This is a genomic window from Enterobacter sp. WP_7_1, assembly GCF_003688535.1.
Taxonomy (GTDB): Bacteria; Pseudomonadota; Gammaproteobacteria; order Enterobacterales; family Enterobacteriaceae; genus Enterobacter; species Enterobacter asburiae.
The window spans coordinates 670545-684767 of record NZ_REFK01000001.1 but is presented as its reverse complement, the minus strand read 5'-3'; the positions used below and the strand labels follow the sequence as shown (position 1 = coordinate 684767).

Here is a 14223-nt window from a genome sequence, read left to right as displayed (position 1 = left end):
ATTGCAGCGGGGGTACTACTAAATCGGTCGCGATTACGCGAGTGCCAGTTTTTGGCGCGCATATTGTAGCGCTTTTTCAATCACTTGCTCAATAGTTAAACTGGTTGAATCCAGAACTAATGCATCTTCTGCAGGAACAAGTGGGGCGACGGCGCGGTTACGATCGCGGTCATCGCGCTCTTTTATCTCGGATAAAAGGCGATCAAAGTTAACACTAAACCCCTTTTCCTGCAACTGAAGCATGCGGCGTTGAGCACGTTCTTCCGAAGAGGCGTCGAGGAAAATTTTCACAGGCGCATCAGGGAATACCACGGTTCCCATATCGCGTCCGTCAGCGATCAGACCCGGGGCTTCACGGAACGCGCGCTGACGGCGCAGCAGCGCCTCACGAACGCGCGGGAAGGCCGCAACCTGGGAGGCTGCATTCGCCACTTCCTGAGTACGGATTTCGCCGCTCACGTCTTCCCCTTCAAGGATGACTTCCAGGTTGCCATCGGTCGACACGAAACGCACATCCAGATGCGCAGCCAGCGGAACCAGCGCCTCTTCAGACGCGACATCCACGTGATGATGCAGCGCGGCCAGCGCCAGCACGCGATAGATTGCTCCCGAATCTAAAAGATGCCATTGCAATGCTTCCGCCATCGCTTTGCACAGAGTACCTTTCCCTGCGCCACTCGGCCCATCAATGGTGATTACCGGGGCAACTGCAGTCATCTTTTTCTCCTTAAATAAGGCATACCGTTTACATGAACGCCGCGCATTATACGCGCCAACGTGCGCAACTGTTACCTTTGCGTGCAAATTACGGAATGATTGAAGCAGAGTGTAGAAGAAATGAGCGGAGGTGTTCGTAATGAAGCGTAAGCAAATGCCGCATCGGGTGATGCGGCAATACGTTATCAGGCCAGCGTACTAATGCGTGCCAGCTGTTCGAAGTAGTCCGGGAAGGTTTTCGCGGTACATTTCGGATCAAGAATGGTGACAGGCGTGTCTGACAGCGCCACCAGCGAGAAGCACATCGCCATGCGGTGATCGTTGTAGGTGCCGATTTCCGCAAACTGCAGTTTTGCCGGAGGGGTCACGCGAATGTAGTCTTCGCCCTCTTCCACCTCGGCACCGACTTTTCGCAGCTCGGTCGCCATCGCGAACAGGCGGTCCGTCTCTTTTACGCGCCAGTTGTAGATGTTACGCAGCGTGGTGGTGCCTTTGGCAAACAGCGCCGCCGTGGCAATGGTCATCGCCGCATCCGGGATATGGTTCATGTCCATGTCGATGGCGTTCAGCTCACCGTGGGTACAGGAGATGAAGTCATCGCCCCACGTGACAATGGCACCCATCTTTTCCAGCACGTCCGCAAAACGGATGTCGCCCTGCACGCTGTTACGGCCAATACCGGTCACTTTTACCGTACCGCCTTTAATCGCACCCGCGGCCAGGAAGTAGGACGCGGATGACGCATCCCCCTCAACAAGGTAGTTGCCCTGAGACTGGTACTGCTGCGCGCCGCGCACCACGAAGCGCTGATAAGACTGGTTTTCCACCTCAACGCCGAAGGTTTTCATCAGGTGCAGCGTGATATCAATGTACGGTTTGGAGACCAGTTCACCTTTAATGGTGATAACCGTATCCTGCGGTGCCAGCGGCGCGGTCATCAGCAGTGCCGTCAGGAACTGGCTGGAAACGCTGCCGTCAACCTCGACGTGACCGCCGGTAAAACCTCCGCGCAGACGCAGTGGCGGATAGTTTTCCTGCTCCAGATACTCAACCTGCGCGCCGCCCTGACGCAGGGCATCCACCAGGTGACCAATCGGACGCTCTTTCATGCGCGGCTCGCCGGTCAGCACGATGTTGTTGCTCCCCAGGCACAGGGCCGCCGCCAGCGGGCGCATCGCGGTACCCGCGTTGCCCAGAAACAGCTCAAGCTCTTCGCCCGAGCGCAGCGCGCCGCCGTTGCCGGTCACTTCGCAGCGGGTACGATCGTCAGAGAGAGTGTAATGAACGCCCAACGCTTTCAGCGCATTGAGCATATGGCGCACGTCATCGCTGTCCAGCAGGTTTGTGAGGACGGTGGTGCCGTTTGCCAGAGCTGCCAGCAGCAGAGCGCGGTTCGAGACACTTTTTGAACCAGGCAGATTAATGGTGCCATCTACCCGCGCGATAGGTTGTAACGTCAGGGATTCCATGAAAACTAAACTCTCAACTCAACATAATAAAAACCCCGCAGGGACGCTGCGGGGGTGAAAAACAGCAAATTAACCGTGACGACGTTCGAAGTCGATCATGAAATCCGTCAGGGCTTTAACGCCTTCCAGCGGCATCGCGTTATAGATGGAGGCACGCATGCCGCCAACGACACGGTGGCCTTTGAGCGCATGCAGACCTGCCGCGAAGGACTCTTCCAGGAACACTTTGTCCAGGCTGCTGTCCGCCAGCTGGAACGGCACGTTCATGCGGGAACGGTTAGCTTTCGCCACATCGTTGCGGTAGAAATCGCTCTTGTCGATCACGCCATACAGCAGTTCAGCTTTCTGCTGATTGACCTTGTCCATCTGCGCCACGCCGCCGTTTTGCTTCAGCCATTTGAAGACCAGGCCGGAGAGATACCAGGCAAACGTTGGTGGGGTGTTGAACATAGAGTCGTTATCGTTCAGCACGGTGTAATCGAGAATCGACGGGCAGGATTTATGCGCTTTACCCAGCAGGTCTTCACGCACGACGACGATAGTCAAACCAGCCGGACCGATATTTTTCTGCGCGCCCGCATAGATAACGCCGTAGCGGCTGACATCAATTGGCGCAGACAGAATGGTGGAGGAGAAGTCGGCGGCAACCACGACATCGCTGCCGAAGTTTGGCGTCTCGTCGATGGCAATCCCGTCAATGGTTTCGTTCGGGCAGTAGTGCAGATACGCTGCGTTATCAGAAAGCTGCCACTCGCTCATTGGCTTCACGGCGCGCAGACCGTCAACGGTCACTTTGGCGTCGATAACATTCGGCGTGCAGTATTTATGCGCTTCTTTAACGGCGCTTGCTGCCCAGTAACCCGCGTCAACGTAGTCAGCCGTCGTTTTGTCACCGAGAATATTCAGCGGAACGCCTGCAAACTGGCCGCGTCCACCGCCGTGGCAGAACAATACTTTGTAGTTCGAGGGAATATTCAGCAGATCGCGAAAATCCTTTTCTGCCTCTTCCGCCACCTGAATAAACTCTTTACCACGGTGGCTGATTTCCATCACCGACGTACCGAGACCGTTCCAGTCACAAAGTTCCTGTTGAGCCTGTTTAAGCACGTCTGCCGGTAACATTGCCGGACCTGAACTGAAATTAAAGACTTGAGCCATTTCCCCTCACCACGCTAAAAGCCATAAGTTATAACTGTGGATATCGGTTTTATCATTCAGTGACACGCGCCGCAATGTCTAAAACTTATGACCCGTGAAATGTGGCCCGCGTCACACAAAACAATCTGCCGCCTCGCTAAGACAAAACCGACAAAATGGCTGTCAGGTGATGCGTTTGGCCCGGCTAACCTTCGTCCATTCCGGATTTGCACAGCGGGGGCATAATTGACGATCCCCCGGCTGCATCGCGACAACATGGCTACATCTTACGCAAGCATACGCGCCTGATTCCGGTACCGTTCTGAAACGCTCAATGAGCATATCCGGCAGGATACACAGTCCCGGCTTCACCTCGTCGTCAGAATAGTAATAGACGCTGATCTGCCCGTTAGTTTCCATGATCGCCAGACGCACCTGCCCGAGCTGTTCAACGCTGTTCAGGCGTAGCTCCATAAAGAACTCAAACTCGGTCATATTGGCGCTTTGTACATTTTCCCAGGCCAGCTGTCCGTCCTCGACGATAACGACCGGCTTCCCTTCAAGCAGATCTTCCAGCTTTTCGCTTTTCGACATCAGCCACATGACAAGACGGTAAAGTAGCGCCAGTGAGACAAAAACGATAAACACCGGCACCATCGGCACGTCGTCATAAAAGGCGACGTCCCCCGCCGCAGACCCCAGCGTCAGGATGATCAACACCTCAAAGAGCGACATCTGCCGCACGCCGCGGCGGCCGGTGATTTTTAGAAACAGGAAGACGAGTACGAAGGTATACAGGCTGCGCAGCGCCACTTCGCCCAGAAATTCAGGAGGAACTTTATCAAACGCCATCCGCTGGAGATCAAATGCTTTCATTTTTCTATGCCTTAACAGTCAGTTACTGCCACTAAGCATAGCCCAGCCTTTTATTTTCGCCGAAGATAGCACCCGTCACGCAAAACCCGTATCATTGCGCGCTTTACGTACGATAAAAGTGAACGCCATGACTCAAACGTTTATCCCCGGCAAAGACGCCGCTCTGGAAGATTCCATCGCTCGCTTCCAGCAGAAACTGACCGACCTGGGTTTTAACATCGAAGAAGCCTCCTGGCTCAATCCGGTACCTCATGTCTGGTCCGTGCATATTCGCGATAAAGACTGTGCCCTGTGCTTTACCAACGGTAAAGGCGCGACAAAAAAAGCGGCACTGGCCTCTGCGCTGGGTGAGTATTTTGAGCGTCTGTCCACCAACTATTTCTTCGCTGACTTCTGGCTGGGCGAAACTATCGCTAACGGCCCGTTCGTTCACTATCCAAATGAAAAATGGTTCCCGCTGACTGAAGATGACGAGCTGCCGGAAGGTATTCTCGACGCGCGCCTGCGCGCCTTCTACGATCCAGACAGCGAACTGACCGCCAGCATGCTGATCGATCTCCAGTCCGGTAACGAGGATCGCGGTATCTGCGCCCTGCCGTTCACCCGTCAGTCTGACGAGCAGACCGTGTATATCCCGATGAACATCGTCGGCAACCTGTATGTGTCCAACGGTATGTCCGCCGGTAACACCCGCAATGAAGCGCGCGTGCAGGGTCTGTCTGAAGTCTTTGAACGCCACATTAAAAACCGCATCATCGCTGAATCCATCAGCCTGCCAGAAATTCCGGCAGACGTGCTGGCGCGCTACCCGGGCGTAGTGGAGTCCATCGCTAAGCTGGAAGCAGAAGGTTTCCCAATCTTTGCCTATGACGGCTCGCTGGGCGGCAAGTATCCGGTTATCTGCGTGGTGCTGTTTAACCCGGCCAACGGCACCTGCTTCGCCTCATTCGGTGCGCACCCTGACTTCGGCGTGGCGCTGGAGCGTACCGTTACCGAGCTGCTGCAGGGCCGTAGCCTGAAAGACCTCGACGTCTTCACTCCGCCAACGTTTGACGATGAAGAAGTGGCCGAGCATACCAACCTTGAAACCCACTTCATTGACTCCAGCGGTTTAATTTCCTGGGATATGTTCAAGCAGGACGCCGACTATCCGTTCGTGGACTGGAGCTTTGCCGGTACCACGGAAGAAGAGTTCGCCACGCTGATGGCTATCTTCAACGCGGAAGATCAGGAAGTTTATATTGCCGACTACGAACACCTTGGCGTCTACGCATGCCGCATTATTGTTCCGGGCATGTCCGACATCTACCCGGCTGAAGATCTGTGGCTGGCGAATAACAGCATGGGCGCGCACCTGCGCGAAACGCTGCTGGCTCTGCCGGGCAGCGAGTGGGAGAAAGAAGATTATCTGAACCTGATCGCCCAACTGGACGAAGAAGGCCACGATGACTTCACCCGCGTACGCGAACTGCTGGGCCTGGCGACCGGTAAAGACAACGGCTGGTATACCCTGCGCATCGGTGAGCTGAAAGCGATGCTGGCCCTGGCGGGTGGCAATTTGGATCAGGCGCTGGCCTGGACCGAGTGGACCATGGAATTCAACCAGTCTGTCTTCTCTGCCGAACGCACCAATTATTACCGCTGCCTGCAAACCCTGTTGCTGCTGGCCCAGGAAGACGATCGCGAGCCGCTGCAATACCTGAACGCTTTCGTGCGTATGTACGGAGCTGAAGCCGTTGAAGCAGCCAGCGCGGCCCTGAGCGGCGAAGCGCCGTTCTATGGCCTGCAGGCTGTTGATAGCGATCTGAAAGCCTTCCCGGCGCATCAGTCGCTGCTGAAGGCCTACGAAAAGCTGCAGAAAGCAAAAGCCGCTTACTGGTCAAAATAAGCGCAGATAACATTACCAGCAGTAGGCGTATTCAATCGTCTGGGCTATATTACGGGGCAATTTCATTGCCCCGTTTTTTATTTTCTTCGGCAATGACTGTTGATTGTAATAATAAAGTTAAACATGGGTAAATATAATAATATTTACCTGGGCTTTACTGTTACTTTTTATGGTAAATACTCCATATTAATTAACTGCGTCAGGGGTGGCCGAACGAAAAAATTCAACTCTTTTCATAACTTTTAAAATTTATTTTTATACGGATAATCAATTACTTACTCCGCATTTGTTGTAAAACCATACACACTGCGGGCCTATAAGCCAGGCGAGATATGATCTATATCAATTTCTCTTCTATAATGCTTTGTTAGTATCTCGTCGCCGACTTAATAAAGAGAGAGTTAGTGTGAAAGCTGACAACCCTTTTGATCTTTTACTCCCTGCTGCGATGGCCAAAGTTGCCGAAGAAGCGGGTGTCTATAAAGCAACGAAACACCCGATGAAGACGTTCTATCTGGCGATCACGGCTGGTGTGTTCATCTCTATCGCTTTCGTCTTCTACATCACTGCCACCACCGGTACTGCCGGAATGCCTTTTGGCATGGCCAAACTGATTGGCGGCATTTGCTTCTCACTGGGTCTGATTCTCTGCGTCATCTGCGGCGCCGACCTCTTCACCTCAACGGTGCTGATTGTCGTGGCAAAGGCCAGCGGAAGAATTACCTGGGGTCAGCTGGCACGTAACTGGCTTAACGTCTACGTGGGTAACCTGGTTGGCTGTCTGCTCTTTGTTTTGTTGATGTGGCTTTCTGGCGAGTACATGACCGCCAACGGTGGCTGGGGCCTTAACGTCCTGCAAACCGCCGACCACAAAATGCACCACACATTTATCGAAGCCGTTGCTCTCGGCATCCTCGCTAACCTGATGGTCTGCCTGGCTGTATGGATGAGCTACTCGGGTCGTAGCCTGATGGACAAAGCCTTAATTATGGTTCTGCCGGTTGCGATGTTTGTTGCCAGCGGCTTTGAGCACAGTATCGCGAATATGTTCATGATCCCAATGGGCATTGTTATCCGCGACTTTGCGAGCCCGGAGTTCTGGACCGCAGTTGGTTCATCCCCGGAAAGTTTCTCTCACCTGACTATTATGAATTTCATTACTGATAACCTGATCCCTGTGACTATCGGGAACATTATCGGTGGGGGTCTGTTAGTTGGGTTGACATACTGGGTCATTTACCTGCGTGGCGACGATCATCATTGATGGTTTTCTCAGGCAGTAAATAAAAAATCCACTTAAGAAGGTAGGTGTTACATGTCCGAGCTTAATGAAAAGTTAGCCACAGCCTGGGAAGGTTTTGCGAAAGGTGACTGGCAGAATGAAGTAAACGTACGTGACTTCATTCAGAAAAACTATACCCCGTATGAAGGTGACGAATCCTTCCTGGCTGGCGCAACTGACGCGACCACCAAGCTGTGGGACAGCGTAATGGAAGGCGTTAAACTGGAAAACCGCACTCACGCGCCAGTTGATTTTGACACCTCCGTTGCTTCCACCATCACTTCTCACGATGCTGGCTACATCAACAAAGCCCTTGAGAAAATCGTTGGTCTGCAGACTGAAGCACCACTGAAACGCGCAATCATCCCGTTCGGTGGTATCAAAATGGTTGAAGGTTCCTGCAAAGCGTATAACCGCGAGCTGGATCCAATGCTGAAAAAAATCTTCACCGAATACCGCAAAACCCACAACCAGGGCGTATTCGATGTTTACACCAAAGACATTCTGAACTGCCGTAAATCTGGCGTTCTGACTGGTCTGCCAGATGCATATGGCCGTGGCCGTATCATCGGTGACTACCGTCGCGTTGCGCTGTACGGTATCGATTTCCTGATGAAAGACAAGTACGCGCAGTTTGTTTCCCTGCAGTCCGATCTGGAAAACGGCGTAAACCTGGAAGCGACTATCCGTCTGCGTGAAGAAATCGCTGAACAGCACCGCGCGCTGGGTCAGATCAAAGAGATGGCGGCGAAATATGGCTGCGATATCTCTGGTCCTGCTACCAACGCTCAGGAAGCTATCCAGTGGACCTACTTCGGCTACCTGGCCGCGGTTAAGTCTCAGAACGGTGCAGCCATGTCCTTCGGTCGCGTATCCACCTTCCTGGATGCGTACATCGAACGCGACATCAAAGCAGGCAAAATCACCGAGCAAGACGCTCAGGAAATGATTGACCACCTGGTCATGAAACTGCGTATGGTTCGCTTCCTGCGCACCCCTGAATACGATGAGCTGTTCTCTGGTGACCCAATCTGGGCAACAGAATCAATCGGTGGTATGGGCGTTGACGGCCGTACTCTGGTAACCAAAAACAGCTTCCGCTTCCTGAACACCCTGTACACCATGGGTCCTTCTCCGGAGCCGAACATCACCGTTCTGTGGTCTGAAAAACTGCCTCTGAACTTCAAGAAATTCGCCGCTAAAGTGTCCATCGATACCTCTTCTCTGCAGTACGAGAACGATGACCTGATGCGTCCGGACTTCAACAACGACGATTACGCTATCGCTTGCTGCGTAAGCCCAATGGTTGTTGGTAAACAAATGCAGTTCTTCGGTGCGCGTGCAAACCTGGCGAAAACCATGCTGTACGCAATCAACGGCGGCGTTGATGAAAAACTGAAAATGCAGGTTGGTCCTAAGTCTGAGCCGATCAAAGGCGACGTTCTGAACTTCGACGAAGTGATGGAGCGTATGGATCACTTCATGGACTGGCTGGCTAAACAGTACGTCACTGCACTGAACGTTATCCACTACATGCACGACAAGTACAGCTACGAAGCCTCTCTGATGGCGCTGCACGACCGTGACGTTGTCCGCACCATGGCGTGTGGTATCGCTGGTCTGTCCGTTGCTGCTGACTCCCTGTCTGCAATCAAATATGCGAAAGTTAAACCAATTCGTGACGAAGACGGCCTGGCTGTAGACTTCGAAATCGAAGGTGAATATCCGCAGTTTGGTAACAACGACTCTCGCGTTGATGACATGGCGGTTGACCTGGTAGAACGTTTCATGAAGAAAATTCAGAAACTGACTACTTACCGTAACGCTATCCCGACTCAGTCTGTTCTGACCATCACCTCAAACGTTGTGTATGGTAAGAAAACCGGTAACACCCCAGACGGTCGTCGTGCTGGCGCGCCATTCGGCCCAGGTGCTAACCCAATGCACGGTCGTGACCAGAAAGGTGCGGTTGCCTCTCTGACCTCCGTTGCTAAACTGCCGTTTGCTTACGCGAAAGATGGTATCTCTTACACCTTCTCTATCGTGCCAAACGCGCTGGGTAAAGACGACGAAGTGCGTAAAACTAACCTCGCGGGTCTGATGGATGGTTACTTCCACCACGAAGCGTCCATCGAAGGTGGTCAGCACCTGAACGTGAACGTCATGAACCGTGAAATGCTGCTCGACGCGATGGAACACCCTGAGAAATATCCTCAGCTGACCATCCGCGTATCTGGCTACGCAGTACGTTTTAACTCCCTGACTAAAGAACAGCAGCAGGACGTTATCACCCGTACTTTCACTCAGTCCATGTAAGTGGAATTGACTGAAATCACGCGTTAAAAAGCGTACAATAAAGGCTCCACGTCAGTGGGGCCTTTTTAGCACCCTCTCCACCTCAGTCTCTTTTGTCCGCTATCTATACTCTATGGATATCAGCCAAAACAGACTTCAACACAGCCGGCTTTGAGCTGTGCATACTCAGGCCCCGGACGGGCCGATGCTGGAGATATCACCGCAATGTCAATTATTGGTCGCATTCACTCCTTTGAATCCTGTGGCACCGTCGATGGCCCGGGCATCCGCTTCATCACTTTTTTCCAGGGCTGCCTGATGCGCTGCCTGTACTGCCATAACCGTGACACCTGGGATACGCACGGCGGTAAAGAAGTGACAGTTGAAGACTTGATGAAAGAGGTGGTGACCTACCGCCACTTTATGAACGCATCCGGCGGCGGCGTCACCGCATCCGGGGGTGAAGCCATTCTGCAGGCTGAATTTGTCCGCGACTGGTTCCGTGCCTGCCACAAAGAAGGCATTCATACCTGCCTGGACACCAACGGCTTCGTACGCCGCTACGATCCAGTTATCGACGAGCTGCTTGAAGTGACCGATCTGGTGATGCTCGATCTCAAACAGATGAACGATGAGATCCACCAGAACCTCGTTGGCGTCTCAAACCACCGCACGCTGGAATTTGCCAAATACATTGCCGATAAAGGCATCAAAACTTGGATCCGCTACGTAGTTGTTCCCGGCTGGTCAGATGACGACGACTCCGCGCACCGCCTCGGGGAATTTACCCGCGACATGGGCAACGTCGAGAAAATCGAGCTTCTGCCCTATCACGAGCTGGGTAAACATAAATGGGTGGCGATGGGCGAAGAGTACAAACTTGATGGCGTGAAGCCGCCGAAAAAAGAGACGATGGAACGCGTCAAAGGTATTCTAGAACAGTACGGCCACAAGGTGATGTATTAAAGAAAAGGCCCGGTGAGAACCGGGCCTTTTTATATTCTATTTAAAGACGCCGTTAATAACGGACGTCACAATCGCAGTGCTCAGCGCAATTAAGACCAGGTCGTCTCCGACCACGCGCCATTCATAGCCTGGATAGGAAGGAAGCTGACCCAGCATTGAGGCCGGTACGGTTTTCTTCGCAATGCCCGGAGGCAACGGTTTACCGCGCGCCAGGTTTTTCGCGATACCCGGAGGCAGAGAGTCATAGCCCGTTAAGCCATAATTCAGCGCCAGATGGCGGGCATGATCGAAGCTCACGCGCGCGTCGACATCGTTACCGACATCTTTACTGTTTTTAAAGCTCTTGTCCGATTTTCCAGGGTTATCCTGACCGTTATTTTGCTTATTGCCATGGTTACCAGAATTCCCGTTACCATGATTGCCGCCATTACCTTGCCCGCCACCGTTTCCGTGACCACCGCCATTCCCGTTTCCAGGATTAGCCATGACCGGAGCCGTTGCAAACGTTAAAGACAACACTACGGCAAGTGCGGTAGTGGAAAAACGACGAATAGACATGATTGCTGCCTTATAGTGGTAGGACTCACATGAATTATCGCCTGGCGCAATAAACAAACAATAAGTAAAACTCTTAGTTGTGACAGGGACAAAAAAGCCTGTCATCGACAGGCTTTTAATTAATCAGGCATGAGCCACAGGCGTTGGGTGTTCGCCCACTTTGCGCAGCAGCATTAAGAGATAAATAAACGATACGCTGGCGATCATGATAAACAATAAATTATCAGAGTAATTCTGCATCAGCATCGCGGTAAACGTCGGCCCTAATAAACTGCCGATGGTATAGCTCAGTAACAGCGCCTGGTTCATTGCCACCAGCTGGTGGTGTTCAACTTTCTCACAGGCCCACGCCATCGCGACCGGATAGAGCGTAAAGCCGGCGGCCCCGAGGATAAACAGCGCAGGTGCCATCGCGGCGTTGCTGAGCATGGCAAGGCATCCCATGATGACCACGAAGACCTGAACGCGCAGCACCAGCAGACGGCCGAAACGATCCGCCAGACGGCCAATCGGCCACTGCCCGACGATGCCCGCACTCACCATGACAGCCATCCAGAAGCCAATTCCGGAATCGCTGACGCCCTGATGATTCAGATAGAGCGGCATCAGGCCGTAGAGCGAGCCTAGTACAATCCCCGAGATAATGCAGCCGTTAACGCCCAGACGCGCCTGGCGCAGTCTGAGCATTGGCCAGACGTGGGTCGCTTCCTGATGCTCGCTGTTCTGGTTCACAATGCGCGTGAAGAGCAGCGGCAGGATTGCGGCCAGCACCATGCCCGTGACCCACGGCAGAACGCTCATCAGGTCGGTTGGCAGCTTGCTGACCATCAGTTGCCCCAGCACGGTGCCGACGTAGTAAACCATCATATAGGCCGCCAGCAGGCGTCCGCGGTTGCGGGAGGTGCCGCTGCACATCAGCGCACTTTCAACCACCACCCAAATCATCGCGCAGCCTACGCCAGCGATAAAGCGCCACGCCATCCAGCTCCAGAAGCCGACCATCAGGCCCAGCCCGGCACACCCGGCGGCGAAAATCAGCGAAGCCAGATAATAGCTGCGATTAAAGCCAAAGCGCTTAATCAGGCTCCCGGTCACCAGCGTACCCAGCAGGTTGCCGGTAAAAAAGGACGAGCTGACCATACCCACCTGCCAGGTTGGTAAGTTTTCATGGGCGAGCCACAGCGGGACGAGCGTATTTAACACTGCGATCGCCAGGGTCAACAGAAGCAGGCCACAGAGCAACAGAAGCACTGGCCGGGTATAGGTGGTCATGGATTAAAAACCGTGAGGAAGTTCAGATTTCGTGCGCATCATGCCACTGGCAAAAACAAAGTCAATCCACTGACTTAGCCGCCTCGCACAATATGTTCCCTGTCGATTTAAAAAACTTATCCTGCTAATGCCACGCCTGCTATAGATATTAATTATGTATCTGTTTTTATTTATTAATGGGAAAAATTAAAACAAAACGACAGTCGAAAAATTTCATGATCGAAAAAAGAAAAAGCCGGGCACTCAGGCCCGGCTTGATATAACGAAATGCAACGTTAGCTGGCGATAGCCATACCTACGGTCATATGCAACCCGTAGAACACGCCGCGGCCAATCAGTTCACCCGCCAGGACCAGCACAAAGGCCAGTGACAGCAGCGGCAGCGCGGGCTGATAGCCTTTGAGCTGAGGAGCAATCCAGAATACCAACGCCGCGACCAGCAAAACGATGCGCCAGGCCATCAGAGAACCGTAGTCCGGCACCAGGGCAGAAGCCTGCTGAATAGAGCTGTGAATGGTTGCCAGTTCAGCCCCCTGCATCAGGGCGACCATCGCACTCACCACCAGCGCCAGCAGCGAAACAGCGGGCAGCAAACGCATTGCCCACCCGTCTACGCCCGCCACGCGCAGCAGCAGGTAGCCCAGCAGCGGTCCGCCGATAAACATCGTCAGGAAGAAGCTCATCGGCGTCCAGACGCTGTACCAGGTTGGAACGGTATCGATAGTGTTATAGACGCGCACCATCATCCACACGAACACCACGCCCAGAACCATCGTCACGATCAGCCACAGGCTGCGCAGACCCGCAGGCAATTTCTTCAAAGCGGCCAGCAGCCAGCCCAGCCCACCGACGGCAAAGAAAATTGCCCCGCTGGCAATCTCGTTACTGAGGGACGATGCCCCTACGCGGTTCAGAGAGTTAAACGCGCGCATCGGCGAACCCAGGTGCAGAGTAGAGGCGATAAAGCCAATCCCCATCAGCACCCACAGGCCAAACATGCTCAACACCAGACGCTGCTGCTGTTCGGCATTGAGTTTCCCTTTTAACAGCGCCAGCGCGAGCACAATGAAACCGCCCGCCACGCACTGACCAAAGACCGTGAAGATCATCAGCGGCCATTCATGCCATCCACTTCCCATCTCACACCTCCTTCGGATTTGCCAGGTAGCCGGTGGTGTCACCAGTAGGACGGCTGTTGGCGTTAGGTTTAATCACAATGCTCGGCTTCGTGAAGTGCGCAGACGGCAGCGGCGCCACTGCGGCAAGCTGACCGTGTTTTTGACGCAGCTCTTCAATCGGGCCGAAGTCCAGCGCGCGCAGCGGGCAGGACTCGACGCAAATCGGCTTTTTGCCATCCGCCACGCGGGTGTGGCAACCGTCGCATTTTGTCATATGACCTTTGGCGGCGTTGTACTGCGGCGCGCCGTACGGGCACGCCATGTGGCAGTACCGACAGCCGATGCAGACATCTTCATCCACCACCACAAAGCCGTCTTCACGCTTGTGCATCGCCCCGCTCGGGCAGACCTTGGTGCAGGCCGGATCTTCACAGTGGTTGCAGGCAATCGACAGGTAATAGGCAAAGACGTTCTGATGCCAGACGCCGTTATCTTCCTGCCAGTCGCCACCGGCGTATTCGTAGATGCGGCGGAAGCTGACGTCAGGAGTCAGGTCTTTGTAATCTTTACAGGCCAGCTCGCAGGTTTTGCACCCGGTGCAACGGCTGGAATCAATAAAAAATCCATACTGGGTTGTCATCGGCT

General features: G+C 53.6%; 12 protein-coding genes. 4 read left to right on the top strand and 8 right to left on the bottom strand.

Translation table 11 applies throughout. The features are described 5' to 3' along the window. Positions 1-33: 33 nt before the first annotated feature. From cmk to BJ885_RS03320, 4 genes are all read right to left on the bottom strand, one after another. Positions 34-717 carry a (d)CMP kinase gene (gene cmk, locus BJ885_RS03335; RefSeq protein WP_013097305.1) on the bottom strand — a complete coding sequence of 228 codons (684 nt, stop codon included), beginning with the start codon at positions 715-717 and terminating at the stop codon, positions 34-36. Positions 718-902: 185 nt separating this feature from the next. Further along, a complete protein-coding gene (aroA, locus tag BJ885_RS03330) occupies positions 903-2186 on the bottom strand; it encodes a 3-phosphoshikimate 1-carboxyvinyltransferase (protein WP_121931182.1) in 1284 nt (427 codons plus the stop codon). Positions 2187-2255: 69 nt separating this feature from the next. Continuing rightward, positions 2256-3344 carry a 3-phosphoserine/phosphohydroxythreonine transaminase gene (gene serC / locus BJ885_RS03325; protein WP_029739497.1) on the bottom strand — a complete coding sequence of 363 codons (1089 nt, stop codon included), beginning with the start codon at positions 3342-3344 and terminating at the stop codon, positions 2256-2258. Positions 3345-3506: 162 nt separating this feature from the next. Then, the gene (locus BJ885_RS03320) at positions 3507-4199 is read right to left on the bottom strand and encodes a DUF421 domain-containing protein (protein WP_047648177.1); all 693 of its coding nucleotides are present in this window, start codon (positions 4197-4199) and stop codon (positions 3507-3509) included. Between the two features lie 127 nt (positions 4200-4326). Here BJ885_RS03320 and ycaO point away from each other — a divergent pair, with 127 nt between their 5' ends. The 4 genes from ycaO (at position 4327) to pflA (ending at position 10630) form a co-directional block, all read left to right on the top strand. Next, on the top strand, positions 4327-6087 hold the full coding sequence (gene ycaO, locus BJ885_RS03315; protein ID WP_183128605.1) for a 30S ribosomal protein S12 methylthiotransferase accessory factor YcaO: 1761 nt from the start codon (positions 4327-4329) through the stop codon (positions 6085-6087). Positions 6088-6493: 406 nt separating this feature from the next. Further along, complete coding sequence (focA, locus tag BJ885_RS03310; protein WP_008499974.1) at positions 6494-7351, top strand: formate transporter FocA; 858 nt, start codon at positions 6494-6496, stop codon at positions 7349-7351. A 51-nt stretch (positions 7352-7402) separates the two neighbouring features. Then, positions 7403-9685, top strand: coding sequence for a formate C-acetyltransferase (gene pflB / locus BJ885_RS03305; RefSeq protein WP_029739495.1), 2283 nt, complete (start codon positions 7403-7405; stop codon positions 9683-9685). Positions 9686-9889: 204 nt separating this feature from the next. Next, positions 9890-10630 (top strand): pyruvate formate lyase 1-activating protein, encoded by a 741-nt coding sequence (gene pflA / locus BJ885_RS03300; protein WP_023310991.1) that lies wholly within the window; start codon positions 9890-9892, stop codon positions 10628-10630. A gap of 36 nt (positions 10631-10666) precedes the next feature. Here the strand turns inward: pflA and BJ885_RS03295 are convergent, their stop codons facing one another. The 4 genes from BJ885_RS03295 to BJ885_RS03275 all read right to left on the bottom strand — a co-directional run bounded on the left by BJ885_RS03295 (position 10667) and on the right by BJ885_RS03275 (position 14218). After that, positions 10667-11188, bottom strand: coding sequence for an anti-virulence regulator CigR family protein (locus tag BJ885_RS03295; RefSeq protein ID WP_054829900.1), 522 nt, complete (start codon positions 11186-11188; stop codon positions 10667-10669). A gap of 123 nt (positions 11189-11311) precedes the next feature. Further along, positions 11312-12460, bottom strand: coding sequence for an MFS transporter (locus tag BJ885_RS03290; protein ID WP_023335120.1), 1149 nt, complete (start codon positions 12458-12460; stop codon positions 11312-11314). A gap of 275 nt (positions 12461-12735) precedes the next feature. Beyond that, positions 12736-13599 carry a dimethyl sulfoxide reductase anchor subunit family protein gene (locus tag BJ885_RS03280; protein WP_121931179.1) on the bottom strand — a complete coding sequence of 288 codons (864 nt, stop codon included), beginning with the start codon at positions 13597-13599 and terminating at the stop codon, positions 12736-12738. A 1-nt stretch (position 13600) separates the two neighbouring features. Beyond that, positions 13601-14218, bottom strand: a complete 618-nt coding sequence (locus tag BJ885_RS03275; protein WP_021240882.1) for a DMSO/selenate family reductase complex B subunit — start codon at positions 14216-14218, stop codon at positions 13601-13603. Positions 14219-14223: the final 5 nt, after the last annotated feature.

Bases quoted from the DNA above. Each gene is read 5' to 3' on its own strand.
- cmk (WP_013097305.1), bottom strand. From the start codon at position 717: ATGACTGCAGTTGCCCCGGTAATCACCATTGATGGGCCGAGTGGCGCA.
- aroA (WP_121931182.1), bottom strand. From the start codon at position 2,186: ATGGAATCCCTGACGTTACAACCTATCGCGCGGGTAGATGGCACCATT.
- serC (WP_029739497.1), bottom strand. From the start codon at position 3,344: ATGGCTCAAGTCTTTAATTTCAGTTCAGGTCCGGCAATGTTACCGGCA.
- BJ885_RS03320 (WP_047648177.1), bottom strand. From the start codon at position 4,199: ATGAAAGCATTTGATCTCCAGCGGATGGCGTTTGATAAAGTTCCTCCT.
- ycaO (WP_183128605.1), top strand. From the start codon at position 4,327: ATGACTCAAACGTTTATCCCCGGCAAAGACGCCGCTCTGGAAGATTCC.
- pflB (WP_029739495.1), top strand. From the start codon at position 7,403: ATGTCCGAGCTTAATGAAAAGTTAGCCACAGCCTGGGAAGGTTTTGCG.
- pflA (WP_023310991.1), top strand. From the start codon at position 9,890: ATGTCAATTATTGGTCGCATTCACTCCTTTGAATCCTGTGGCACCGTC.
- BJ885_RS03295 (WP_054829900.1), bottom strand. From the start codon at position 11,188: ATGTCTATTCGTCGTTTTTCCACTACCGCACTTGCCGTAGTGTTGTCT.
- BJ885_RS03290 (WP_023335120.1), bottom strand. From the start codon at position 12,460: ATGACCACCTATACCCGGCCAGTGCTTCTGTTGCTCTGTGGCCTGCTT.
- BJ885_RS03280 (WP_121931179.1), bottom strand. From the start codon at position 13,599: ATGGGAAGTGGATGGCATGAATGGCCGCTGATGATCTTCACGGTCTTT.
- BJ885_RS03275 (WP_021240882.1), bottom strand. From the start codon at position 14,218: ATGACAACCCAGTATGGATTTTTTATTGATTCCAGCCGTTGCACCGGG.